26 protein-coding genes and 1 tRNA gene are annotated in these 24,632 nt (G+C 64.1%); 9 read left to right on the top strand and 18 right to left on the bottom strand.

Annotated features, from left to right (window positions below):
• The first annotated feature begins 79 nt into the window (after positions 1 to 79).
• The gene (locus VIG32_08545; protein HEY8298053.1) at positions 80 to 2,956 is read left to right on the top strand and encodes a BTAD domain-containing putative transcriptional regulator; all 2,877 of its coding nucleotides are present in this window, start codon (positions 80 to 82) and stop codon (positions 2,954 to 2,956) included.
• A 33-nt stretch (positions 2,957 to 2,989) separates the two neighbouring features.
• The gene (locus VIG32_08540; protein HEY8298052.1) at positions 2,990 to 4,267 is read left to right on the top strand and encodes a GAF domain-containing SpoIIE family protein phosphatase; all 1,278 of its coding nucleotides are present in this window, start codon (positions 2,990 to 2,992) and stop codon (positions 4,265 to 4,267) included.
• On the opposite strand, the gene hypF is transcribed toward VIG32_08540, so the two are convergent.
• The 14 genes from hypF to VIG32_08470 all read right to left on the bottom strand — a co-directional run bounded on the left by hypF (position 4,264) and on the right by VIG32_08470 (position 17,556).
• Entirely contained in the window at positions 4,264 to 6,516 is a 2,253-nt protein-coding gene (gene hypF / locus VIG32_08535) for a carbamoyltransferase HypF (GenBank protein HEY8298051.1), read from the bottom strand. The two genes, VIG32_08540 and hypF, sit on opposite strands and share 4 nt — an antisense overlap.
• A complete protein-coding gene (locus tag VIG32_08530) occupies positions 6,498 to 6,728 on the bottom strand; it encodes a glutaredoxin domain-containing protein (GenBank protein HEY8298050.1) in 231 nt (76 codons plus the stop codon). Before VIG32_08530 ends, hypF begins: the two co-directional genes overlap by 19 nt.
• The gene (locus VIG32_08525; GenBank protein ID HEY8298049.1) at positions 6,718 to 7,911 is read right to left on the bottom strand and encodes an SIS domain-containing protein; all 1,194 of its coding nucleotides are present in this window, start codon (positions 7,909 to 7,911) and stop codon (positions 6,718 to 6,720) included. The genes VIG32_08530 and VIG32_08525 overlap by 11 nt, the downstream gene beginning before the upstream one ends.
• The gene (hypE, locus tag VIG32_08520) at positions 7,905 to 8,957 is read right to left on the bottom strand and encodes a hydrogenase expression/formation protein HypE (GenBank protein HEY8298048.1); all 1,053 of its coding nucleotides are present in this window, start codon (positions 8,955 to 8,957) and stop codon (positions 7,905 to 7,907) included. Before hypE ends, VIG32_08525 begins: the two co-directional genes overlap by 7 nt.
• Entirely contained in the window at positions 8,957 to 10,087 is a 1,131-nt protein-coding gene (gene hypD, locus VIG32_08515; protein ID HEY8298047.1) for a hydrogenase formation protein HypD, read from the bottom strand. Before hypD ends, hypE begins: the two co-directional genes overlap by 1 nt.
• Positions 10,084 to 10,353 (bottom strand): HypC/HybG/HupF family hydrogenase formation chaperone, encoded by a 270-nt coding sequence (locus tag VIG32_08510; protein ID HEY8298046.1) that lies wholly within the window; start codon positions 10,351 to 10,353, stop codon positions 10,084 to 10,086. Before VIG32_08510 ends, hypD begins: the two co-directional genes overlap by 4 nt.
• Before the next feature lie 2 nt (positions 10,354 to 10,355).
• Positions 10,356 to 10,619, bottom strand: coding sequence for a hypothetical protein (locus tag VIG32_08505; protein ID HEY8298045.1), 264 nt, complete (start codon positions 10,617 to 10,619; stop codon positions 10,356 to 10,358).
• Positions 10,616 to 11,098: a hydrogenase maturation protease gene (locus tag VIG32_08500; GenBank protein ID HEY8298044.1), complete on the bottom strand. Its 483-nt coding sequence runs from the start codon at positions 11,096 to 11,098 to the stop codon at positions 10,616 to 10,618. The genes VIG32_08505 and VIG32_08500 overlap by 4 nt, the downstream gene beginning before the upstream one ends.
• Before the next feature lie 220 nt (positions 11,099 to 11,318).
• On the bottom strand, positions 11,319 to 12,578 hold the full coding sequence (locus tag VIG32_08495) for a hypothetical protein (GenBank protein ID HEY8298043.1): 1,260 nt from the start codon (positions 12,576 to 12,578) through the stop codon (positions 11,319 to 11,321).
• Positions 12,575 to 13,213, bottom strand: coding sequence for a DUF6084 family protein (locus VIG32_08490; protein HEY8298042.1), 639 nt, complete (start codon positions 13,211 to 13,213; stop codon positions 12,575 to 12,577). Before VIG32_08490 ends, VIG32_08495 begins: the two co-directional genes overlap by 4 nt.
• Positions 13,210 to 13,836, bottom strand: a complete 627-nt coding sequence (locus VIG32_08485) for a DUF5947 family protein (GenBank protein ID HEY8298041.1) — start codon at positions 13,834 to 13,836, stop codon at positions 13,210 to 13,212. Before VIG32_08485 ends, VIG32_08490 begins: the two co-directional genes overlap by 4 nt.
• 12 nt (positions 13,837 to 13,848) lie before the next feature.
• Positions 13,849 to 14,688 (bottom strand): NifU family protein, encoded by an 840-nt coding sequence (locus VIG32_08480; protein HEY8298040.1) that lies wholly within the window; start codon positions 14,686 to 14,688, stop codon positions 13,849 to 13,851.
• 11 nt (positions 14,689 to 14,699) lie between these two features.
• The gene (locus VIG32_08475; GenBank protein HEY8298039.1) at positions 14,700 to 16,487 is read right to left on the bottom strand and encodes a nickel-dependent hydrogenase large subunit; all 1,788 of its coding nucleotides are present in this window, start codon (positions 16,485 to 16,487) and stop codon (positions 14,700 to 14,702) included.
• 37 nt (positions 16,488 to 16,524) lie between these two features.
• Entirely contained in the window at positions 16,525 to 17,556 is a 1,032-nt protein-coding gene (locus tag VIG32_08470) for a hypothetical protein (GenBank protein HEY8298038.1), read from the bottom strand.
• A 226-nt stretch (positions 17,557 to 17,782) separates the two neighbouring features.
• On the opposite strand from VIG32_08470, the gene VIG32_08465 reads away from it, so the two are divergent.
• Entirely contained in the window at positions 17,783 to 18,181 is a 399-nt protein-coding gene (locus VIG32_08465; protein ID HEY8298037.1) for a hydrogenase maturation nickel metallochaperone HypA, read from the top strand.
• Complete coding sequence (gene hypB / locus VIG32_08460; protein ID HEY8298036.1) at positions 18,117 to 18,863, top strand: hydrogenase nickel incorporation protein HypB; 747 nt, start codon at positions 18,117 to 18,119, stop codon at positions 18,861 to 18,863. The genes VIG32_08465 and hypB overlap by 65 nt, the downstream gene beginning before the upstream one ends.
• A 267-nt stretch (positions 18,864 to 19,130) precedes the next feature.
• Here the strand turns inward: hypB and VIG32_08455 are convergent.
• Positions 19,131 to 19,217 (bottom strand) — tRNA-Ser (locus VIG32_08455).
• 74 nt (positions 19,218 to 19,291) lie between these two features.
• Positions 19,292 to 19,798, bottom strand: coding sequence for a hypothetical protein (locus VIG32_08450; GenBank protein HEY8298035.1), 507 nt, complete (start codon positions 19,796 to 19,798; stop codon positions 19,292 to 19,294).
• A 41-nt stretch (positions 19,799 to 19,839) separates the two neighbouring features.
• Here VIG32_08450 and VIG32_08445 point away from each other — a divergent pair, with 41 nt between their 5' ends.
• Together VIG32_08445 and VIG32_08440 are read left to right on the top strand one after the other, a co-directional pair.
• On the top strand, positions 19,840 to 20,475 hold the full coding sequence (locus tag VIG32_08445; GenBank protein ID HEY8298034.1) for a TonB family protein: 636 nt from the start codon (positions 19,840 to 19,842) through the stop codon (positions 20,473 to 20,475).
• 3 nt (positions 20,476 to 20,478) lie between these two features.
• Complete coding sequence (locus tag VIG32_08440) at positions 20,479 to 20,949, top strand: methylated-DNA--[protein]-cysteine S-methyltransferase (GenBank protein ID HEY8298033.1); 471 nt, start codon at positions 20,479 to 20,481, stop codon at positions 20,947 to 20,949.
• Here the strand turns inward: VIG32_08440 and VIG32_08435 are convergent.
• Complete coding sequence (locus tag VIG32_08435; GenBank protein ID HEY8298032.1) at positions 20,936 to 21,649, bottom strand: hypothetical protein; 714 nt, start codon at positions 21,647 to 21,649, stop codon at positions 20,936 to 20,938. The genes VIG32_08440 and VIG32_08435 overlap by 14 nt on opposite strands.
• Entirely contained in the window at positions 21,633 to 22,322 is a 690-nt protein-coding gene (locus tag VIG32_08430; protein ID HEY8298031.1) for a hypothetical protein, read from the bottom strand. Before VIG32_08430 ends, VIG32_08435 begins: the two co-directional genes overlap by 17 nt.
• Positions 22,323 to 22,389: 67 nt before the next feature.
• Here VIG32_08430 and VIG32_08425 point away from each other — a divergent pair, with 67 nt between their 5' ends.
• Genes VIG32_08425 through VIG32_08415 form a run of 3 tightly spaced genes read left to right on the top strand, consistent with a single transcriptional unit; the run spans position 22,390 to position 24,632 of the window.
• Positions 22,390 to 22,713 (top strand): DUF962 domain-containing protein, encoded by a 324-nt coding sequence (locus tag VIG32_08425; protein ID HEY8298030.1) that lies wholly within the window; start codon positions 22,390 to 22,392, stop codon positions 22,711 to 22,713.
• Positions 22,714 to 23,487: a tryptophan 2,3-dioxygenase family protein gene (locus VIG32_08420; GenBank protein ID HEY8298029.1), complete on the top strand. Its 774-nt coding sequence runs from the start codon at positions 22,714 to 22,716 to the stop codon at positions 23,485 to 23,487.
• Positions 23,487 to 24,632 (top strand): aminotransferase class V-fold PLP-dependent enzyme, encoded by a 1,146-nt coding sequence (locus VIG32_08415; GenBank protein ID HEY8298028.1) that lies wholly within the window; start codon positions 23,487 to 23,489, stop codon positions 24,630 to 24,632. Before VIG32_08420 ends, VIG32_08415 begins: the two co-directional genes overlap by 1 nt.

Here is a 24,632-nt window from a genome sequence, read left to right as displayed (position 1 = left end):
ACCGTCCGAATTCAATCCGATTTCGATTCGGGTTGACCGGCTCCGAGGGCTAGCGTATCGTGAGGTCGAGGAGCAGCGCATGCAATTGCCGGGGCTGGCCATACGCCTTTTCGGGGCGGGCTCGATCGCGAGCGGCTCGCCGCCGGCGGAGCTTCGGCTGCCGCCCAACGGACTCGCGGTCGTCGCCTTTTTGCTGCTCGCCGGCAATGCGGCGATCCCTCGTGACGAGGTCGCGTTCGCGCTTTGGCCCGACGACCCCGAAGAGGACGCGCGCGCCAACCTGCGCCGAACCGTGTATCTCTTGCAGCGCGCGCTGCCGCGCACCGAAGCCGAGTGGCTGATCAGCGAGCGGCGATCGATTTCGTGGAACCGCGATGCCCCGTATTGGTTCGACGTTCGCGAATACGAGCGGTACGTCGCCGAGGGCAACGCGGCAAGTGCGGTGCCGTTGTACGCGGGAGACCTCATGGCGACCACCGAGGGAGAGTGGTTGAACGATCGCCGCGAGCGTCTGCGCGGACTTCATCTCCAATCGCTCGGTGCGCTCGTAGAAAACGCTCGCGCGAGCGGCGATTACGCGCGCGCCATCGAGTATGCGAAAACGGCGTTGCGCTGCGATCCGTGGCGCGAGGACTTCGTTCGCGGCCTCATCGAACTGCGCTCGGCGAGCGGCGACCGCGCGGGCGCCGTCCGAGAATATCGCACGTTTGCTGAAACGCTGCAGCGCGAGATCGGCGTGGAGCCGATGCCGGAGACTGCGGCGGTACTCTCGATGGTTCGCGTGCGGGCGGGTGCGGTGCCACACGTCTCACACGTTCGAAAAACGAGATCGCACTCGATCCCTCCATCGATCAGTACGTTCGTGGGACGAGTCGCCGAACTCGAAGAGATCGGCGCGCTCTTTGAAACCGCGCGGCTCGTCACGCTGGTCGGGCCGGCCGGCGTTGGAAAGACGCGCTTGGGATTCGAATTCGCGCGCCGCAGCCTCGAGCGCTATCGCGACGGGGTGCGCCTCATCGAGATCGCGCCCGTCACGCAGGAGGCGTTCTTTCTTCCGACGGTTGCGAGCGCGCTGGGTCTGGCCGACGTAGAGAACCGCGACCTCCACGCGCGAATCGCCGAAGAACTCGCCGACGCACACGTGCTCTTGGTGCTGGATAATTGCGAGCGCATGATCGCTCCATGCTCGGAGTTTGCCGAACGCGTGCTGACGACCGCGGGTGAGGTTACGATCCTCGCGACGAGCCGCGAATCGCTCGGCGTTCCCGGCGGCGTCGTGTACGAGGTTCGCCCGCTGCGCGTCCCGGAACCAGAAGAAACGGGCGGCCCGCAGCTTATCGAATACGACGCGGTCCGGTTGCTCTGCCAGCGAGTAGCGGCCGTCTACCCGCAGTTTCGGCTCACGGAGCAGAACGCTTCGCTCATCGGCGATATCACGCGCAGACTCGACGGCATCCCGCTCGCGATCGAACTCGCCGCCTCGCACGCTCGCGCGCTCAGCCCGGGGCAGATTCTCGAACACCTGGACGATCGCTTCGCGTTGCTCAAAAGTACGTCGCCGGTCGCCGTTCCGCATCAGAGAACGCTGCGCGGAACGATCGATTGGAGCTACGAGCGGCTCGTCGAGGACGAAGCGCGCATGCTTCGGTCGCTAGCCGTTTTTCGCGGGCATTTTTCGCTCGAGGCCGCCATCTCGGTCAGTGCCGAGAACGCCGATGCGACGCAGGCGCTCGCCGTTTTCGAACGATTGGTCGACAAGTCGTTCGTGACCACCGTGCCGCGAGCCGATGACAACCGCTACGGTCTACTCGAATCGATTCGGGAGTATCTGCTCGAAAAACTCGCCGACTTGAACGAAGAGCGCATCGCGCAGCGACGACATTTGGAATACTTCGCGCTGCTTGCCGAACGTTTGGAATCGGAACTGACGACGAATCGTCAATCGCATGCGATGGCGCTCTTAAGTCAGGAGAACGACAACCTGCGCGCGGCCCTCGAATGGAGCACCGAAGATTCGGAGGTGCGCGAATGGCGCCTTCGATTGCTCGGCGCGCTGCGCTGGTACTATTGGTTTCGCGGACTGCTCGCCGAGGGATCGGCGTATTGCGAGCAGATCCTGCGAGCGGCGCCGGCCGAGGCGTCGCGCGCCGGCGCGCGCGCCTTAAGTACCTACGGTCTGTGCACGTTGCAGCAGGGCGCGGTGGTCGAGGCCGGCGAGGCCCTCGAGCGCGCCCTTACGATGTACGCTCGTATCGGCGAAGAGCGCGACGCGGTCATCACACGGATCCACGCCGGGATTGCGGCGCTCTTTTGCAACGATCGGGCGGCCGCCGCGCGCTACCTCGAGAGCGCGAGCGCCGAGACCGAAAGCTTCGCCGACGATCTTTGGCTGCGGGCCTACGCCCGCGGCGGCTACGGCGTGTATGCGGCCGTTTGCGGCGATCGCCGGGCGAGCATCGAGGCGCTCCAGGATAGCGTCGACCTTTCCGAGCGTGCGGGTGAAACGTTCCAAGGAACGTTCTGGCGGCTCAATCTCGCGATCGCGCGTTACGACGAGGATCCGGAGGCCGCCTTCGAACTTTTCGCGCAGTGCGCGGAACGCGGATTGGAGCAGCACAACGAGCGTATCGTCGCTGGCTGCTTTGAAGGGTTTGCCTGGTGCCTGCAGCACGCGGGCAGCGCCGAACTCGCCGCCCGGTTTCTAGGAGCCGAACAAGCCCTGCGCAAGCGCACGGCCCAGGCTCTCCTCCCCCAGTGGCAGCGCTCGCACGACGCAACCGTACGGGCCATTACCGGGACGCTCGGAACGGCACGCTTGAGCCGCGAGATCGAAACCGGGGTGCAGTGGCTGCGCGAGGCCCCGATGGATGCGCTGTGCTCGGCGGCCGTTCACGATTTTTCAGACCGCATTCGGTCGCAGGCAGCCCGCAAAAAGCGGGCGCCGCCGCGGGCATGACTTTGCGGGTTGGATCCGTATTGTCAGGCGCAGATGGTAAAAACGGTCAGCGAAGCGCTCCCGGTCGATCCGATCTACGACCCGGCGCGTTTGACGGCGGTGCTAGCTTCGGGACTGCTCGACACGGAGCCCGAAGCGCCTTTCGACGACTTGACGCGGCTGGCGGCGACGCTTTTGAACGCTCCGTTTGCCTTCGCGACGGTCGTTGACGACGCGCGTTCGTTCTGGAAAAGCTGCTTCGGCATCCCGCTGGATATGCCGCACCAGAACACGGTCGAGGAGTCATTCTGCCAGTACGTCGTGCGGTCGCGCCGCGAATTGATCGTCGCCGACGCGGCGATCGATGAACGAACGCGCGCGAACCCTTCGGTGGTTTCGATGGGCGTGCGCGCGTGGCTCGGCTTTCCGCTCGTCGCACCGGGCGGCGAAGTGCTCGGATCGTTCTGTATCGTCGACGTCGTTCCGCGCGAGTGGACGTCGCGCGACATCGAGGTGGTTCGAACGCTCGCCGACGCAGCCGCGCGCGAGATCGCGCTACGCGGTGCGGTAGCGAACGAGCGAGTAGCCCGCACCCAGGCCGAAGCGTTCGCCCAAACACTCCGAGAGAGCTTGATGCCGCCGATGCTGCCGACGATTTCCGGGCTCGATATCGCCGCGCGCTTTCACCCAGCCGGCCACGGCGTCGAACTCGCCGGTGACTTTTACGATGTGTTTGCAACCGGCCCCGGCCGGTGGGCGTTCCTCGTCGGCGACGTATGCGGGAAAGGCGTCGAAGCCGCCAAGATCGCCACGCTCGCCCGCCATACCGTCGGAGCGGCCGCGATCAAGGGCGCCGACCCCGCCGACGTTTTATCGTGGCTCAACGAAACGATGATCGCACGCAGCCCGGCGCCCGACATGTTCTTGACCGCCCTCTACGGCACGCTCGCTCCCCAGCGCGACGGAACCTGCTACGTGCGGATCGCGTGCGCTGGACACGTGCCGGCAATCCTTCGAAAAGCCGGAGGTGACGCGGTACGCGTTGCGGCCGGCGGTCCGCTCGTGGGGATTCTGCCGAACTTCAGCATCGAGTCGGTCGACCTGCGGCTCGAGCGGGGCGACGCGCTCGTCGCGTATACCGACGGCGTGAACGAGGCGCGCAACGGCAAACTGTTCTTCGGCGAAGATGCGCTGCTGGGCCTGATCGCATCGTCCGACGAATCGTGTGATGCGGCCGAACTCGCGCGGGAGATCGAAGAAACCGCCCTGCAGTTCTCGCAAGGTGAAGCGAGCGATGACATCGCCATCCTCGTTCTGCGGGTTCCGACTTAGACGCCGGCCGTTAAAGCGGCGATTGCGGCTTGACCGAGGCTGATGCCGCCGTCGTTGGCCGGAACGACGGCGTTGGTCCACAGCCGGTCGCCGAGTCGCGCGTCGAGCAGCTCGAGCAATAACGTATTTTGGAAGACGCCGCCCGATGCGACGATCCGGTGCGGCTCAAACGCGGCGCACGCCTCGCAGATCGCATCGGCAAGCCCCGCGTGAAACGCGGCCGCGATCTCGTTCGCGCCGCGCCCGCGCAGACGATCGGCAACGATCGCCGCGAGCGTCGGACGAAAGTCCAGCTCACTCTCGCACACCGGAAACGCATAGGGCGCAGCCGGGGCGCTTGCGCGAGCGAGGTGCTCGACCCACATCGCCGCCTGTCCTTCGAACGTCGTTTCGCGCGTAAAGCCCAGCAGCGCCGCGACCGTATCGAACAAGCGCCCCACCGATGTCGTTGGAAACGTGCGGATCCGTTTGCGCGCGAGCTCGAGCGCGCCGCGATACCGCGCGGCGGGAAAAACGAACGGCGGCGCGGTGAGATCGGGCAATCCGTCGATCTGCTCGAGGAAGCCCGCCGCCGCCTGCACCGGAAAGCGCGCCGCGGCGTCACCGCCCGGGAGGAGTGCCGTGCGCAAATGCGCGGCGCGCCGAAATCCGGCGCGTACGCTGCCTTCAAAGATTTCGCCGCCCCAGATACTTCCATCGTCGCCGTACCCGGTGCCGTCGAAGGCTACGCCGATAACCCGTTCGTCCCAGCATCCGCGTTCCGCGAGCACGCTCGCTACGTGCGCGCGATGATGCTGCACCGCCAGGTGCCTCCCCGGCAGCGAGCGCGCGTACAGCGTCGAGGCATATTCCGGATGTGCGTCGTGTACCACCAGCAGATCTTCCATCCGGACTTCGTACATCGCGCACAGATCGGCGATCGTCGCACGGAACGCTTCGAAGGCGGCAAAGTGGTCGAGGTCGCCGATGTGCTGACTCGAAAATGCTTCCCCCGATACGACGAGCGTAATCGCATTCTTGAGGTCGGCTCCGACCGCGAGGATCGGCTCCGTAACCGGAAGCGTGGCGACCGATTCGGGCGCGAACCCGCGCGAGTGCCGCACGACTACGGGGCCTCGCTTCGTCGCGCGCGCCACCGAATCGTCGATTCGCCGCGCGATCTCGCGTTCGCCGATCAGGAAAGCGTCCGCGATACCGCCCAAACGCTCGAACGCATCCGCATCGGTGTAGGCGATCGGTTCGTTCGAGCGGTTCGCGCTCGTCATCACGAGCAGTTCCGGCGCACCGAACGCATAGAGCAAATGCTGCAGCGGCGTGTACGGAAGCATGATGCCGAGCTCGCGATTATCGGGCGCTACGCCGTCGAGATCGACGCGCGACTCGGCCAGCACGATCGGCCGCCGAATCGAGGCGAGCAGACGCATCGACTCGGCATCCAGCGTCACGTACTCGCACGCGACATCCGGGTCGCGCGCCATCACGGCGAACGGGCGTTCCTTGCGATACTTGCGCTCGCGCAGCGCCGTCACCGCGCGCGAGTTTCGCGCGTCGCACGCCAGATGATAGCCGCCCAACCCTTTGACGGCCACGATCGCGCCGTCACGCAGGAGCGCCGCAGCTTCGCGAATGGCCGCGGAGCCGCCATGCCGCGCGGAACCACCGGCCTCCAGCACGACGTTCGGGCCGCATTGCGCGCACGCGACCGGCTGCGCGTGGAAGCGCCGGTTCGCGGGATCGTGATACTCGGCGGCGCACGCCTCGCACATCGGCCAATCGCGCATCGTCGTGTTCGGCCGGTCGTACGGAAGGCCCAGAATGATGCTGTAACGGGGTCCGCAATCGGTACAGTTGATGTACGGATACTCGAAGCGGCGGTCGGCCGGGTCGAACAATTCGCGCAGACATGCGGCGCAGACCGGCAGGTCGGGCGAGATGCGCACCGTCGGAACGTCTTGTTTCTCGCTCGCACGGATTTCGAACCCGGCGAAGTTTTCGACCGTTGCCGGCGCCGATTGCACCGTCGCGACGCGTGCGGCCGGCGGCGGTCTCGTTTCGATCGCGCGCGCGAACGCATCGAGCGCGCCCGGCTCGCCCTCGGCGTGAATCTCGACCCCGCGCTCGCCGTTGCAGACCCAGCCGCGGATACCGTACTCGCGAGCCAGACGGTAGACGAAGGGCCGAAAACCTACGCCTTGCACGACGCCTCGAATCTGGAGGCGACGGCCGACGACTATCGCTTCACGTAACATCCGCGACCCTGCCACCCGATTCGTTCGATCTTGCCGTCGAGCACGAGCACCGGCAGCATGGCGGAATCGTCGACGAGATCGAGCATGCGCGCGCGCGCCGATGAGTCCGCATCGACGTCGAACTCGACGAACGGCTCGCCGTTCCATTCCAGGTCGTCGCGCATCAGCGCGGTGTACGGACACGTACGCGACCCGTAGAGTTCAAGCGGCATTCGGACGCAGCCGTTCCAGAAGTTCGCGCACGATGTGATAGATCAGCGCCTGGACCTCTTGAATGCGCGGAATGTAATCGCAATCCGCGACGATGGCGCAATCGACCAGCGATCGGCGCGCGATCTCGCCGCCGTCGTATCCCAAGAGCGCGACCGTGAGCAGACCGCGCTTGCGCGCTTCTTCCAGCGCGGCGATCACGTTCTTGGAACCGCCGCTCGTCGACAAGGCGATGGCCACGTCGGCCGGCCGGGCCTGCGCGATGAGCTGGCGCAAAAAGATCACGTCGGTACCGACGTCGTTGGCGATCGCGGTGATGCAGGCGGGTTCGAGCGCGAGCGAGATCGCGGGAATCGGTTTCATGCCGCCCTCCGGCAGCACGCAATCCAGCGCCCAATCGGTCGCGTCGGTCGCCGAGCCGCCGTTGCCGAAGATGAGCAGCTTGCCGCCGGCGTCGAGCCGTTCCCGAATCGCGATCGCCGCCCGAAGCATTTGCTCGATGCCCTCGCCCGCGGCGATCCCCTCGCGCAGGCGCTGCGCGTCGCGCGATTTTTCGAGAATCGACGCCGCGACCTCGTCGACCACCTCGTCGAGCGGCTGCCGCGCAGCGCCTAAAAACGGATAGAGAAACGTCGAGGCGCCGACGTCGTGGCCGGATTCGCGATGTTCGAGAAAGACGTGTACGCTCTCGTACAGCGCGTGGCAGAGCAGCTCGATCAGTTCCTGATGCACGTGCGGATCGTCGCTGGGAGCCGCGACCGCGTAGTCACCATCGCTTCCCGGCAACGCGAACGTCATTGCGCCGCGCGCGCCCGCTTCGCGCAACGCACCGGTGATCTCCGGATCGCCGCCCGGCGGCCCGAATCCCATCACCATGTCGTACGGTCCGGCAATCGCGGGAACCCAATCGCGAAACGCGATGCTCACATCCAGCGCCGGTAACGCGCGTTTGCCGACGAGTACGGGATGCTGGAATTCGACCGAGACGTGCTGCGCGTCGGTCGCATACGGCCCCTTGCCGAATGCGAGCAGCCGTCCACCCTGCAAAAATCGCTCGGCCATCGTTCGCGTTGCGATCGCGAGGGGCCGCGCTTGCTCGGGAAAGAATCGCTGCGCCGCGCGCGTGCGCTCCTCGATTCTTTCGAGAACGAACCGGTGCAGATCGAGCGAGGAGACCTTTAGCATATCCGCGGAAGCGGATCGCCGACCAGCATGTCGACGGCCCGCGACCCTCCGTAGCCGTTGTGCGCGAGGACGGTCTTAGCGGGTGCGGTACGGACTTCGCCGATACACGCGGCACGTTCGCCGCCGGGCACGGCCTGCATCGCTTCGAGCGCGACATCGGCTTCTTCGGCTGCGACGACGGCGAGCAGCTGACCCTCGTTCGCGATATGCAGCGGATCCAGACCGAGGATCTCGCAGGCGCCGCGAACCTCGTCGCGCAGCGGAATCGCGTCCTCGAAAATCGCGATTCCGAGCGCGCACTCCGATGCCAGCTCGTTGAGCGCCGTTGCGACGCCGCCGCGCGTCGGATCGCGCATCCAGCGCAAACCGGCGGCGGCGCTATCCAAGAGGGCGTCCACGAACGGCAGCACGGAGCGCGTATCCGAAACGAGCGTATCCGCTTCGAGATCGAGTTCGCCGCGGGCGAGCAAGATCGTGATCCCGTGATCGCCGATCGGTCCCGAGAGGAGGATCCGATCGCCCGCGCGCACCGCACGCGCGTCGAGTCGCGCGCGCGGATCGACGGTACCGATGCCGAACGTCGAGACGTACATTCCGTCGGCGAAGCCGTGCTCGACCACTTTCGTGTCGCCGCCGAAGATCGCAACGCCCGCGCGGCGTGCGGCCGACGCCACCGCCTCGACTTCGAGACGCAGATCGTCGCCGCGCAGACCGGCCTCCAAAATAAACGTCGCCATGAGGCCCACGGGGTGCGCTCCGGCCACGGCGAGGTCGTTGACGGTCCCGTTGACGGCGAGTTCGCCGATCGAACCGCCTGCAAAGCGCAAGGGTTTCACCACATACGCATCCGCCGTGGTCGCGACGCGGACGCCGTTCATGTCGAAAACCGCCGAATCGGAGAGCGGCGCCAGAACGGGATTGCGCAGCAGCGGCAGAATGAGCCCTTCGATCAACCGGCGCGTGAGTTTCCCACCGGCGCCGTGCGCCATCTCGATTTGCGGATCGCGGAACCGTACCTCGCCTGGCGGCCGCTCAAGGATGTCCATCAACTCGTCACCGGTTGTGCGTTCGCAGCGTCGTCCTCGTACCGCACGTAGCGATAATACGCGGCGCAGGCGCCTTCGCTCGAGACCATCAAGGCCCCGACGGGATGCTCGGGATTGCACTCTTTCCCGAAGAGTTTGCATTGCGGCGGCCGCAACACGCCTTTGAGCACTTCGCCGCACTGTGCCGCGCGCGGATCGGTCACGCGTACGCCGGGAATCTCGAATTGAACTTCGGCATCCCACGCGGCGTAGGCCGGCAGCAGCTTGAGCGCGGACTGCGAGATGAAGCCCAAGCCGCGCCATTCGAAGTACGGACGCAATTCGAAGACGTCGCTCATCGCGCGCAGCGCCGGCATGTTGCCTTCCCACGGAACGATGCGCCGATATTGGTTTTCGACTTTGGCCTCTTTGGCGTTGAGCTGCCGCACGACCATCAGAATGGCTTCGAGCAGATCCAGCGGTTCGAAGCCGGCAACGACCACCGGCTTGCCGTAATCGCGCGCGATGAACTCGTATGGGCGGCATCCGCTCACCGTCGAAACGTGGCCCGGGCCGATAAACCCATCCAGCCGCATATCGGGCGATTCGAGAATTGCGCGGATGGCGGGCACGATCGTGACGTGATTGCAGAAGATCGAAAAGTTGCGCACGCCCAACGCCTTGGCGCGCAGCAGCGTCAGCGCGGTGGAGGGTGCGGTCGTTTCGAAACCGATCGCGAAGAAGCAGACGTGCTTGGTTGGCTCGTTTTGGGCGAGCCGCAGTGCATCGAGGGGCGAGTAGACCATGCGAATATCCGCGCCGCGGGCCTTTAATTCAAGCGGCGTGCCGCGCGTTCCCGGCACGCGCATCATATCGCCGAAGGCCGTGAGGATGACGCCGGGATGTTCGGCGATCGACAGCCCGTCGTCTACGCGGCCCGTCGGCAAGACGCAGACGGGGCATCCGGGACCGTGCACCAATCTCAGGTTTTCCGGCAGCACGTCCTGCAGTCCGTGACGATAGATCGCGTGCGTGTGCCCGCCGCAGACTTCCATGATCCGGTATTCGTGATTGGGATCGACGCTACGCGCGATTTCGCCGGCGACGTTTCGTATCAGCTGCGGATCGCGGAACTCATCTACGTACTTCATTCGAAAGCGTACCCTCGCACCTCGTCCATCGCGAGGCGATCCTCACCGAGCGCCTTGAGCATGCGCAACTGGTCCTCGGCCTGTTCCGCCTCGATTTTGCTCATCGCAAAACCGACGTGAATGAGGATCCAATCGCCGACCGCGAGCGGTTGATCGACGAGCAGCCCCACGTTGATGTTGCGCTTGATCCCGGCCACGTCGACTTTGGCCAAAAGCGGCTGTTCTTCATCGAAAGCAACGATCCGGCCGGGGATTGCAAGGCACATGGCTACATCGACTTCATGCGCGCGTAGCGCATCGCATCTTCGGGAATCGACGTAAAGAAACTCTTCACGTCGCCGGAGTTGTTGGAAAAATTGTGTCCGATCTCGTCCAGCACGGTCGTAAGGTCCTCGCGCTCGAACGGCCCTTCGCCAGACATCGCGCGCGAGTTGTTGTAGCGCTTGAGTTCCCGGCGCGCGCTCAACGCCTGCGCGATGAGGACCGATCCGGCTGCGAGGCCCACGGCGCCGAGGATCACTCGTTTTCTCATGTGGTCGTCTCCTGTGTGAGCGGTAAGGTCGTTTCGCGTGCGAGCAGGCTGCGCACCAGCGCGACGGCGGGTTCGATCGCTCGCCGTACCGGTTCGCTCAACTCCATTCGCTCGATCGCACTCGCCGGTTCGCAACCGACGATCGTGATCTCCGGCCGCGGTCCCTCGAGCCGTTTCATGAATGCAAAGACGTTCGCAAGCTCCATGCTGTGGGAATCGGGCGCCGGTGCGAGCGCGTTCAAGTCGGGTTCGATGACATAGAGCGTACCCGCTTGCCCCCCGCGTGGAACGGCGTCGATCACGATCGCGCGGTCGTAGCCCGAGACCAGTTCGAAGGCCAGGTGAACGCCCCGAATGCCGTAGTCGGCGACTTTCACGTGGTGCGGCAGCCGTTCCAAAGCAAGCCGCCGAGCGACCTCGACGCCGAATCCGTCGTCGCCGAAAAAGATGTTGCCTACCCCCGCAATCAACGTGCGCATGGGCGTCTTGTCATGCTGAGCTTGTCGAAGCACGCAGCGCGGACAGGGGGGCGTAATGCGGGGTGCGTTTTTGTTGCGACGTTGACAATGGGAGTTAACGCGGGCTTCTTTTTGTCATGCTGAGCTTGTCGAAGCACGGAGCGCGGTACATCGCGTTGCTCGACAGGCTCGGCCTTCGAGCGGCTCTGCCCTTCGACAAGCTCAGGATGACAAGGGCGGGTCATCGGAGTGGCTCGATTTCTTCGGGGTAGAAAAAGAGCGAGCGGCCGTACCATTCGTGCAGGTCGCTGGCGGGATCGTCGTCGACGGTGACTGCGACGTACGTTAACCCTTCGAAATCTTCGTAGACTCCCTGCACGCGCGCACTCCGGTCGGCCAGAAACATATCCCAGCTGTCGGCGCGACGTTTGGGGTGCAAGCGCACGCGCGAGCCCTTCGCTACAACGGTGCCCGCAACGTCCAGCCGGCCCGATCCGGGCGACGGCTCGGTGGTGACGATGCCGTGGAGCGCAAATAGTTCGTCGGATGAAAGCGTCTCCGCGCGATCGACGATCGCCCGGGCCGCCGGGTCGGTTGCGCGCGCCTCGTCCTTCTCGGCATCGCTCATGGCGAGGACGCTGAGTTTGAGCAATTCGTCGATCTCGGTGCCGTCGAATGTATCGCCGTCGCTGCGCTCCGCGGTACGCGGAAAATCGTAGAGGATGATCGGGGACGACAGTACGAGCGCGGCGTATCGCGGATCGGGACCGGCGACGCCCGCGAGTACGGGCCACGTGTGCTCGTTCGTGCACGAGGCGGCCGCAGCGGCCGCAACCTGCGGCGGATCGAGCGGCGAGAGAAACTGCCCGCCTTCGGCGCGCAGCAGCGTGTGGGTCGAAACGAAGGCCGTGCGCAACGCGGTTGCGCGTTCTGCCGCCGGTACGACCTCCGAGTCGTTCTCAATCCGAACGGTCACCTTTTCGAGCGAACCTTCCGGTTCGCGTTTCACAAGTATCCGGCCGCGCAATGGCCAGCGGCGACGCACGATGCGGCCGGCCGTGACTCCGTCGCGGTCGCACAGCGGTTCGATCTCGACGGCGCCCGCGATCTCGATCGGCGTCTCGCTGCGGCCGCGCCTCGGTAGGATTGCGATCTCTTCTTCAACCGTTTCGTCGAACGTGATGTAACGCGTGCCGTCGACCGCGAGCTCCGCCACCGGCTCGAACGCCGCCCCCGACGCGCGCTCGACCGTGCGCGCTCGTACGTGCAAAAAGCGAACTCGCACTTCAACGTGCGGCGTCTGCCGTTGCGGCTCGAGGAGCACTTCGGTCTGCATGTGCGCGTTTTCGCCGGTTTCATTCTGCGCGTACGCGCGCGGAACGACGACGCCGAACTGCCAGCGCACGCGGTTTTTGGCCGCCGATGCCGTGTACGGGTAGAGCAGGTATCCCTCGTACAGCACGGCATCGGCGATTTTACGCAGTCCGTCGAACGCCGTCATTGCGGCTCCTTCGCTCGTTCGAGAAGACTCACGACTGCGTCGTCCCAACCCGAGAGCTGGGCTCCCGTCTTGTAGCGATAGAGTTCGTCGAAGGTGTCGCGCCGTACGCGTATCCATGCGGTATTCGGGAAATGCGCGTCGACGGCTTCCCGAAACACGTGCACGGGAATCTGGTAGCCGGCCTCTTTCTCCCACGGAACCATCTCGGCGGAGAAACCGGCCGGCGCGCGCTGGAACAGCGTTCCGCTAAAGAGCAGCGCGACCGGAATCTCGCCGTCGCCGAGCGCCTGAAGATACTTGTTCGCCGACACGTCGAAATCGTAGCTGCACGGCAGCAGCAGGTCGATCTCGGTTTCGTTCGTGAAGGTTGGCAGCGAGACGGAGAGGTGCGTCCACAACACCGTGCGCAGCGTCTCGCCCCATCGCGCGGGTTCGCCGAAGAGTTCGACCAGGCGCTCCTCTTCCGTTTTTTCGTAGTGCCGGCGTCGCGGTTCGATTTGAACTTGCACGCGCAGCGACAAACACGAGACCTCGATCCCACTGCCTTCGCGCACGCGCAAACGCAGCGCGACCGCCGGTGCTACGGCATACCGTTCCGCTCGCACGCCGACGATCTCGAACGACAACTCGCTCATCGCCGGGCCTCGGTAACCATTCCGGTGCTGCGCTCGCGCAGACGCTCGAAGAACGCGTCGATCGCGGCATGCGCGTCTTCGCCGCCGTCGAAGCCTTTCCAGGTTTTGCGAATCAGGCCGACGAGTTCGTAGCAGGCGTCGATCGGCACTAAGAGCGCGCGGCCGCCGCCCCCGCGATCGCGCGCGACCAGCAGTGCCTCCACGTCCGCTTCCATCGTCGCGAGAACGGGGTCGTGCTTAAATAGGCGATCCCAAACGTCGAGCGGCAGCAGCGACTCGGTCGCACCCGACGGTCCCGGATAAAAGGCCGTCAGCTTTTCGGATTCGGCCGTAAAAAAGAAGAACGCCAAACTGATCGGAATCTGCAATTCGTCCCACTGCGCGCCGGTCAACTCGACCCCGAGTTCCACATAGCGTTCCGGCACCGGTTTGTACCGCCCCTGCGCGGCCCCCTTCGGCGTGAAGAGCAGATAGCACGGCCGGCACGCGCACAGCAATCGCCGCGCGTTCGCATCGACCAAATGCGAATGGGCTTCGAAGAGCGGCGTCGCGCAGAGTTCGCACAGCTCCCCGGGAACCGGGGCCTTTCGTTCGCCGAGAAATCGCGCGAGCGGCGGCTGCATCGCGTACCAACCCTACGCGAGCGCCGGCATGGCGAGGCGAAAGCGCCCGGACTCTTCGACCATGGGCACCGGCTCGAGATGCGCAGGCCCGCCGATCTCGCGCCCGGCTTTGACGATGTCGAAGGACGCGCGACATCCGGCACACGTGAGGATCGGCCAGTCGAGCGACGCTTGCGCGAGACCGCTCATACAGCGCGGGCATTGGTTGCGATACGCATAGCGCGATTCGTCCGACCGGGCGAGCAGGACCGGCGCGCCGCCGATTTCGAGCGCCGCAAACGCGCCCGGGGCGAGTTCGGGGAACGAATCGAGCGCGATCCAATCGCTCAATACGCGCAACGTGCTGGTCGCAGCCGGTTCCGCGGCGATCGCACCTTCGGCCACGACGTCGGTGATCTCGGGCGCCGCCTCCAGAATCGCGCGGCGAATTGCGAGCCGCACCGTCTCCGTCGACGACGGACACCCGTGGCAGCTGCCGCCCAAACGCAGGTGCACGACGCCGTCCTCGACGCGCAGGATTTCGACGCTGCCTTCGTGCGACTTCAAATACGGACGCACGCCGTCGAGCGCGCGTCCGATTCGTTCCTCCAAACTTAACGGATGAAGCCCGTGCAGCACGAGCAGGCTCGCCACCAGATCGTCGCCGCAGAGGCGGTCGAAGACCCTGGGCGCGGCCTCCCCCGCGCACTCGTCGACCGCCTCGAGCACCCGCGTCAGACCGCTGCCGTAGAGGTGGACCAGCCCGCTCACCAATTCTTCCGCGTTGCCGCGCGCTTGTGCGGGCGTCAATACGCGGTCGAAATTGGAGAGCAGCGATTCGATCCGCTCGCCGAGCGTGCGAAGGTCTTGCATCGCCTCTTCCGTCATTCCATCGGATAGAACGGCGAGTGCACTTGCTCGAGCACCTTGCCTTCGCCCAGCCACATGTGCACGCCGCACGGCAGGCAGGGGTCGAAGCTGCGCACCGAGCGCATGATGTCGATGCCTCTGAAAGTCTCGGGCCCGTTCTCTTCGAAGAGCGGCGTGTTTTGCACGGCGTCTTCGTACGGCCCCGGGGTGCCGTAGCTGTCGCGCGGATTCGCGTTCCACGGCGTCGGCGGCCACGGGTGATAGTTCGCGATTTTGCCGTCGCGAATCACCATGTGGTGCGATAGCACGCCGCGCACCGCTTCGGTAAAGCCGCAGCCGATCGCATCTTTGGGAACCTTGAACTGCTCCCACGTTTTCGTGTGTCCGGCGCGGATTTCGGCGAGCGCTTTGTCGAGGAAGTGCAGCGCGCAGCCGGCCGCATACGCTTGGAAGTAGGTGCGCGCACGATCGCGCTCAATCGTGTTGCTCCACTTCGGAACCTTCCATTCGAACGTCTTGGCCGGCTTGGTTGCCGAGGCCGGAAGGTTGATGACGACGCTGTTGCCGGTCGCCTTGACGTAGCCGATGTCGACGAGCCCCGAAAGCGCGGTCGACCAGAGCCGCGCGATGGCGCCGCCGCCCGTATCGAGCGCGAGATAGTCCTTGCCGTCGTACCAGCGCGGGGACATCACCCAGCTGTACTCGCCGCTGAAGTCGCGTTTCTTCGGCGTGGGCAGCGTGTGCATGTTCCACGGATGACGCCGATCGACCGGGTTGCCTAGCGGGTCGCGTTGCACGAACGTCTCCTGGTTCTCCCAGTCGTTGTAGTACGAACTGCCGAGCAGGATGCGAATGCCGAGATTGATCTGCACGAGATCGTTGGTGACGAGCTTTCCGTCCACGACGACGCCGGGCGTCACGAACATGTGACGGCCCCAATCGGTCATATCTTTATATTCGAAATTACAGTAGTCGGGGTCTTGGAAACTGCCCCAGCAGCCGAGCAGAATGCGACGCTGCCCGACCGCTTCGTAGCCCGGCAAGGCCTCGTAGAAAAAGTCGAAGAGGTCGTCGTGCAGCGGCACGCAGCGTTTCATGTACTCCACATAGCGCATGAGCCGCGTCAGGTAGTCGGTAAAGAGCTGAATGGTCGCAACGGTTCCCGTTCCGCCGGCGTAGAGGGTCGACGGATGAACGTGGCGCCCTTCCATGAGGCAGAACATCTCGCGAGTGTACCGGCTGATGACCAAGGCTTCGCGGTAGAAGTCCCCGGTGAACGGATTGAGCGCCGTCATGATATCGGCGATCGTGCGGTATCCGTGATCGGCCGCGTGCGGCGCCTCGGTCTTCTTGGCCTTTTCCCACACGCTCGGATTGGTCTCGCGCACCATCGTCTCGCAGAAGTCGACGCCGACGAGGTTCTCCTGGAAGATGTTGTGATCGAACATGTACTCGGCGGCCTCGCCGAGGTTGATGATCCACTCGCCCAGGTGGGGAGGCTTCACCTTGAACGCCATGTTCTGCGCGTAGCACGAACAAGTCGCGTGGTTGTCACCGCAGATTCCGCAGATGCGGCTCGTGATGAAGTGCGCGTCGCGCGGGTCCTTGCCTTTCATGAAGATACTGTAGCCGCGGAAGACCGACGACGTGCTGTGGCACTCGGCGACCTTGCGGGCTTTGAAGTCGATCTTCGTGTAAATGCCGAGGCTTCCGACGATGCGTGTGATCGGATCCCACGACATCTCGACAAGCCGGCTGCCGCCGGTATCCTGCGTAGAGCCCGGCATATCTTTGATGGCCATGCCGCTACCTCTGAGGGTGAAAGAAGGTGAGGATGCGCTAGTAGCGCGGTTTGTAGCCGGTCGTCAGTTGCGTGCCTTTGTGCCGCCACTTCGGTTCTTGATCGAGCGTGCCGGCGGTGTATTTGCGCAACGGGCGGATGACGTTGCCGTAGAGCCCGCTCGCGAAGCTCGAAACGTTCGCTCCGGGCGGTTCGTCCATGAACGGCATGAACTTATCGGGGAATCCCGGCATCGTGCAGCCGATGCAAATGCCGCCGACGTTCGGACAACCGCCGACGCCGCCCATCCAACCGCGCTTAGGAACGTTGCATTTCACGACGGGTCCCCAGCACCCGAGTTTAACCAAACACTTCGGCGAGCCGTATTCCTTCGCGAAATCGCCCTGTTCGTAGTACCCGGCGCGATCGCAGCCCTCGTGAACGGTGGCGCCGAACAACCACTTCGGACGCAGGCAATCGTCGAGCGGAATCATCGGCGCTTGACCGGCCGCCTGCCATAACAAGTAGAGTATGGTCTCCGAAAGATTATCCGGGTGCGTCGGGCACCCCGGCACGCACACGATCGGAATGCCGGCGTGCGATTTCCAATCCCAGCCGAGATAATCGGGCACGCCCATCGCGCCGGTCGGATTGCCGGCCATCGCATGGATGCCGCCGTAGGTCGCACACGTGCCGACCGCGAGCACGGCCAACGCCTTGGGCGCGAGCCGGTCGATCCACTCGCTCGTCGTCATCGGCTGGCCGGTATCGGGATTGTTGCCAAACCCGCACCAGTAGCCTTCTTTCTTGATCGCTTCGTTTGGAATCGACCCTTCGATGACCAGCACGAACGGGTCCATCAAGCCTTTTTGAGCGTCAAAAAATGCTTTAAGGAACGCGTCGCCTTCGTTGTAATCGATCAGCGGCCAGAAGAATCGTACCTTGGGAAGTCCCGGCAATGCGCCCAGTGCGATCTCTTCGATCGACGGCTGCATCGCCGCGGTCAACGCGACCGAATCGCCGTCGCAACTCAGGCCTGCATTTATCCACAGCACGTTTACGAGAACATCGGACTTGGTATCGAACGCCATGCTACCCTCCCGTTAGGATTTAGGCCCCATCGGTAGGTCGCCGTCGCGCGTTTCGCGAGCGCGCGAAGCGGTCTATCGGTTACGTACGATTTTCAAAAACGAGTGTTACAATGTTGCAACGAATCGGCTTAACTATTGGATTCAAGCACCAGACTTCTGATAGAATCCGATTATACGTCCCTGGATACACGAACGGCAAATATATTTTTCCAAGCAACCACGCTGTATGCATGAAGTATCGGTAGCACTCTCCATAATCGACGGCGTTAGCGAGCAAGCGCTCGTGAGCCCTGGCACGGTGGTGGCCGTCCACGTGCGGATCGGCGCCTTTTCGGGCGTCCAAAAAGATGCGCTGATGTTTGCGTGGGAATTGGTTTCCGAAGGCACGGTCGCACGGGGCGCGCGACTGCTCATCGAGGACGTACCGGTCGCCGTAAAGTGCCCCGAATGCGGCTACGACGGTCCGCCCGTCCCGCCGCTGGCTTGCCCCGCGTGCGGGGCAGTCGGTTGCCCGATCGTACGCGGACGCGAACTGGATGTTGTCGCTATGGAGGTGGACGATGACGCTGCGGTTGATCGACGTTCAACAGTCGATACTCAAGAAGAACGGCACGCTCGCACGTGAGCTGCGCGAGCGCTTCAAAGAGAGCGGCACATATGTCGTAAACCTGCTCTCGAGTCCCGGTGCCGGCAAGACGACGCTGCTGGAAGCGACGCTCGGCGCGCTGCGCCCGGCGTTGCGCGTGGCGGCATTGGTCGGCGATCAAGCGACGGAAAACGATGCCGTGCGGCTCGCGCGCAGCGGCGCGCCCGTCAAACAGATCGTCACCGGCGCGGAGTGCCGCCTCGACGCTCAGATGATCGAACGCGCGCTCGCCGGATGGGATTTGGGCGAGCCCGATTTACTGGCCATCGAAAATGTCGGCAACCTCATTTGTCCCGCCGAATACGACTTGGGCGAAGACCTGCGCGTCGTCGTTTTCTCGGTGACCGAAGGCGAAGACAAGCCGTTGAAGTATCCGTTGGCCTTCAACACCGCCGATATCGCGCTCGTCACCAAAACCGATCTCGCCGAAGCGACCGGTTTCGACCGCAGCACCGCACTCGAGAACATCCGTCGGGTACACCCCGGCATCATCATCATCGAACTCTCCGCCCGCACCGGCGCCGGCATGGACCTCTGGCTAGCCTTCCTAACCACCCACATCACCCGCAAACGCCGAACCGAAGACCGCCCCACCCCCGCACCCATGCTTCGACAAGCTCAGCATGACAAAAAACAAACGCCCGCCCCCTTGTCATCCTGAGCCTGTCGAAGGACAGAGCCTGTCGAGGGGGCCGAGCCCGTCGACGAACGCAACGTGCCGCGCGTCGTGCTTCGACAAGCTCAGCATGACAAGGAACAAACGCCCGCCCCTTTGACCGGTCTAGCCTATTGCCTAAACCGGTCAAAAAAAAACAGCGCCCGCCCCCCTTGTCATCCTGAGCTTGTCGAAGGACGGAAGCTTGTCGAAGGATAGTGCTTTGTCGAAGGACGGAGCTTGACAACACAAGCAAGTCTGCGTGATTTTCTTAGGAGAGAGGGAGATTCGAACTCCCGGAACCCGTGAAGGTTCTGCGGTTTTCAAGACCGCTGCATTAAACCGCTCTGCCATCTCTCCGCATTGGTAACGGTGCCGCCGTAAGCATTGGGAATACCAAGCTTACACCCCTGCGGCGTAGGCCGGCCTTCGGCTTACGCGTCGTCTTTGCGATGGATCGACGCGATGACGTCGTTTAGCTCTTCTCTGTCGGCTCGCCGTGCCGCCATCGCGGCTGCAAATCGCTCGCGGTATTGGCCGTTGAATAGACTCGGCAGGAGGATGCGACGGTAGACGATCATCGACGCGAACATGAGAACGAGCCCTACGAGCAGTGCCGGCAAGGTGAACAGGAGCAGCGGCGGCACGAAGAACCCCGCGATGGCGAGCGCGTAGGCCGCAACCCATGCGCCGCACAAAACGTACGCGCTGCGGGGTGGACGCGGGTCCGCCCGCGCGAGTTGCACGAACGGCCAAACGCACATGAACCCGACGAGCAAACCGAAGAGCCCTAGGACGGCGTCGGTTCCCGCGCGGGGCGGCAGCTTCCCAACGACCACGAAAAAAATGACGAGCGCGGCAAAGATCGCCAAATTCGTATAGTATCGGCGCCGGTAGTCCGGCGGTAACCGGTTCAACCACATACGGCGGCATTTGGCCAAACGACGAGGGTTGCCCCCCGAATTTGCTCGAACCATCGGGGATGCTTCTGCCGCTCGTTCTCGCCTTGGCTACCTCGAATGCGCCGGCCGCTCCGAACTGCTCGCGCCAGGCATCGGTGTTGCATGCGGTGGCGCCGGTCTATCCCGATAGCGAAGTCAACGCGGGCCGCGGCGTCGAGAGCGCCCTCATTAAAATAACGCTCGACGCCGGCGGTAAGGTCGTGAAAACATCGGTCTATCAATCCACCGGCAGCGCCGCGTTTGACCGAGCCGCGTTGGACGCGGCCAGTGCGTCGTCGTATCAAGCGGGGGAAGTCGACTGCCGGCCGGTGGGTGGAACGTTTCTGTATCACGCGGTCTTTGCGCCTCGCGGCGCGGCCCTCTCGAACGGCAAAACGGATCCGTGCAATCACGCCGCTGCGGTCACGCAAATCCTGGCTCCGAATTCGGCGGGATACACGTTCACCAAACCGTTCCCGCTGAAGGCGACGATTGCCGTCAACGTCGACGCGACGGGACAGCCGCAGACGGCATCGATCGTGTCGTCGTCGGGCGACGCCGCCTTCGATTCGCTGATGTACGCCGTGGCCGCGAAAGCGTCGTACGTGCCGGCGATGCTCGATTGCAAAGCCGCCGCGGGAACGGCCCTGCTGAGCTTCGGCCTGGTTCGCAAATAGCGCGTGGAGCACGTCCGCCACGTCGCGACGCCGCTCGGAATCGCGTTGCGTCTGGTCTCGAATGGAAGCGCGATCGTCGAAAGCGATTTCGTGCATACCAAACCACACGCGCGCGCGCCGGCTGCGCGCGATGCGCTGCTGACCGAAGCGAGCGCACAGGTCGCAGCGTACTTTCGCAAGCGCCTTCATCGATTCGATCTTCCGCTAGCGTTTAGCGGGACGCCGTTTCAAATCGCGGTGTGGCGGCTCGTATCGCAACTCGAGGCCGGCGAACTCATCTCATACGGCGAGGTCGCGCGTGCGATCGGTCATCCGCTCTCGCACCGCGGCGTCGCTGCCGCCATGGGGAAGGCGCCGCTCGATCTCTTCATTCCCGCGCATCGCGTGGTCGGCGCGGACGGACGCATCAAAGGCAGCGCCCCCGGATCCATGCGGCGCCGGCTGCTCGCGTTCGAGGGCGTTACGGTCCGATAAGGCGCCGCAACTCCACGAGCACGCCCGCACCGTTATTGCGGTCGGCGGCTTCGCCTATTTTCGTAAACTGCGCGGCAAAGTTGATCGTGCGCAGGCCGAAGAGCACCTCGGAATGCGCGTGACGTATTCCCACCGCGACCGACGCATCGACTTCGCTGGCTCGCTCGTCCTTCGTGACCGACGGCGAGCCGTCGCTAAAGATAAAATGGTCCGCGCCGTAGAGGCGCGGCGCGCCGCCGATTAAGATCTCGGCAAAGTGCGACCCGCGCATCGGCGCGCGATAAAACGCCTCGTAACGCACGCCGGCCAGGCGCGAGCCGGCAACTTGAAAGATGTTGGGAAGCGGCGTCGCCTGATTGATCACGGTCGCCCCGATGCCCAGCCAGAGGCGCGATTGCGGATCGACTGCAAAGCGCACGGCGCCGTTAAGCAGCGAGAGTTTCGGCGTCGCTTGGCCGTAGAACGCCGACGGGCGTTGCGGCAGGCTCACCGGCGGAATTCCCTCCACATGCACGCCCAAGCGCCGCAAGGTCGCGCCTATTTCCAACAATGCGCCGGCGCCGGCGCCGCGTTGACTTCCGCCGACGTCGCTATGTACGCCGGTGACGCCGAGGCCTTGAACGCCCAAGTAGAACGGCGGGGGCGCAACCGCGAGTGCGAGCGAGAGGAGCAGCCGCGCGGCCTTACTGTTTGGTCGCATCGATGAGTAGGATGCCTCGCGCGTTGGTATGTTGGAACTGATCGAGCGCCGAAAGCGCGGCGCCCACGGGGCTATCCGGCTGCATCGCCTGCGTGACCGACATGCCGATTCGCGCCTGCACACGCGAATCGATGGTGGCGCGCATGGCGCTTGGAAGCAGTCGATATTTGCCGATGAGATCGAGAACCGGACCGAGTTTCGTCGTCACGAGCGTCGGATCCATCACGACGACGAGCAGCCCGACTTTCTTGCCGTTTTGCTGCGTCTGAAACGAGGCGAAGTCGAGGCCGACGCGGTTGGCCTGCGCGCGCGCCTCGTTTAGATTCTCGCTCGCCGCCACCGTGTAGCCGACGGGCGGTTTGGCGGCGAGCGAGTGCACCCACGCGCTCAACGCGGGAAACGAGGCGGTCGACGAGGCGATGACCTCGTGCCCCGAATACGTCCCGCCGCCCTCGGAGAGCGCCGACGCCGAGGTGGCGGCGCCGGCCGGATTCGCGCTTTGCGTGTAATTTTTGGCGGCCAGGACGTGCGCTCCGGTGTAGAGCGGAAACGCAACCGGATTGCTAATCGACGGCGCCGGCGCGGGCGTAGACGTACTCGCTGCCTGATTCGACTGCGAGCAGGCCGCGAGCGCGACGACCGAAACGAGGAGAGCGGCCAGGCGGTGCTTCATGTACGATCCTTTCACAGGTGGCTCGCTCTTCGAGGAAAAGCGGGGCATGCCCCGTAAGGTCGCTCCGGTGGCATCCACTGATTTCGACGAGTTTTGGCCGCGCTATCTGCGCGCCCACAGCGATCCGCGGACGCGGGCGATGCACGTCGCGGGCACGATCGCCGCATCGGCACTCGTGCTCTGCGCGATTCCCACGCGCAAGCCCTGGCTCGCGCTCGCGGGGCTCGCCGCCGGGTACGGGCCCGCGTGGCTCTCGCACGCCTTCATCGAGCACAACAAACCCGAGACGTTTCGCGCGCCGCTGGCATCCTTGAAAGCCGACTACATCATGGCCTGGCACGTACTGCGCGGAACGATCGATCAGCAACTCGCCGCAAACGTGACGGAGTAAATGTCCGAACAGCTCTCCTATAGTTCGTATCTTCAGGTCGACGATCTGCTAGCGCTTCAGCGGCCGCTCTCCGCGCCCGCGCATCACGACGAGCTCCTCTTTATCGTCATCCATCAGGTCTACGAGTTGTGGTTCAAGCAGCTCCTGCACGAGATCGACGCGGTCATGCGCGATCTCGAGCGCGACGATCTGCTTCGCGTTGGGAAGCACTTCCGCCGCATCTCCACCATTCAACGGCTGCTCGAAACGCAGGTCGACGTGCTCGAAACGATGACCCCGCAGGAGTTCAATCAATTCCGCGACCATCTCAACCCCGCGAGCGGTTTCCAATCTATCCAATTTCGCGAGATCGAATTCACGGCCGGCCTGCGCCACACCGAGACCCTCAAGTTCATCGAGATGGACGAGTCGCAGCGCGCGCGCCTCGACCGGCGATTGAATCAGCCCTCGCTCTACGATCGGCTCAAGGCATTGCTCGTGCGGCGAGGCTTCGCCGCGGAATCCCACGACGAATTGATCGAGAGCATGCGTCAAATTTACACGAACGAGCGCGACCACTACGATCTCTATCTCTTACTCGAAGAGTTCATCGAATTCGACGAGCGCACGCTGCTGTGGCGCAGCCGCCACATCCGCATGGTCGAACGCATGATCGGAGCGAAGAAAGGCACCGGTGGATCGCTGGGCGCGACCTATCTGGCGACCACGCTCGACCGGCGTTTTTTCCCCGAACTTTGGGAAGTTCGCACCTATCTCGGCAAAGGAACCTACTGATGGATACGATGACGCAAGCGGTCTTGCGCGATCGCTTCGCAACGCTCGAAACGTCGACGTACCTGGTCTCGCACTCGATGGGCGCGGCTCCGCTCGCGGCTAAAGATGCGCTGGTGAGTTACTGGGAGGATTGGGCGCAAGACGGTCCCGAGGCGTGGGAACGCTGGCTGCCGCGCATCGGCGAGATCGCCGACGGGCTCGGCGAGATCGTCGGCGCTCCGGCCGGCAGCGTCTTCCTCGCACCGAACGTTTCCGCGCTGCAAGCCGCGCTCGCCACCTGCCTGCGCTTTACGCCCGAACGTAACGAGGTCGTGTACGAAGCCCTGCAGTTTCCGTCGCTGACCTACGTTTGGACCGAGTGGCAGCGATATGGCGCGCAACCGCGGGTGGTTCCCTCAGACGACGGCCGCACGATTCCGACCGAGCGTATCATCGCAGCCATCACCGAGCGGACCGTCATCGCGATTCTCTCGCACGCGTACTACGTCTCGGGCGCGCTCTGCGACGTTCGCGCCATTCAAGCGCATTGCCGCAAGACGGGGACCCTGCTCTGCGTCGACGCATATCAAACGACCGGCGTCTATCCGTACGACGTGGTCGAGTGGGATCTCGATATCGTTACCGGCGGCAGTCACAAATGGCTCTGCGGCGGCCCCGGCTGCGGCTGGATTTACGTGAAGCCGTCGCTGCGCGAAACGTTCGAACCGGCAGTCACCGGCTGGATGGCGCACGCTCGGCCCTTCGCATTCGAACCCGCACCGATGACGTGGAATCGTTCGATGTACCGGTGGGGTACCGGCACGCCGACCATTCCCGGCTACGTGGTCGCCAAGCCCGGACACGATTTGATCAAACGCGTGGGCGTGCGGAAGATTCGCGAGCACAACGTGCGCTTGACCACGAGGATCGCGGAGATGGCGCTCGAGCGCGGCCTGCAAGTCAACACCCCGCTCGACCCGAGCAAACGCGCCGGCTGGATCGGCATCGACTTTCCAAACTCGCAAGCCGCGTACGATCGGCTCGTCGATCATCGCGTCTTCGTGGACTATCGCCCCGGTTGCGGTATCCGCGTCAGCCCGCATTTTTACACGACCGACGACGAAATCGACACCTTCTTCTCCACGCTCGAGAACGTGCGGAAGTAG

The organism is Candidatus Baltobacteraceae bacterium (assembly GCA_036559195.1).
Classification (GTDB): Bacteria; Vulcanimicrobiota; Vulcanimicrobiia; order Vulcanimicrobiales; family Vulcanimicrobiaceae; genus JALYTZ01.
The sequence above is the reverse complement of the archived record's forward strand: the minus strand, read 5'-3'. Positions and strand labels throughout refer to the sequence as shown.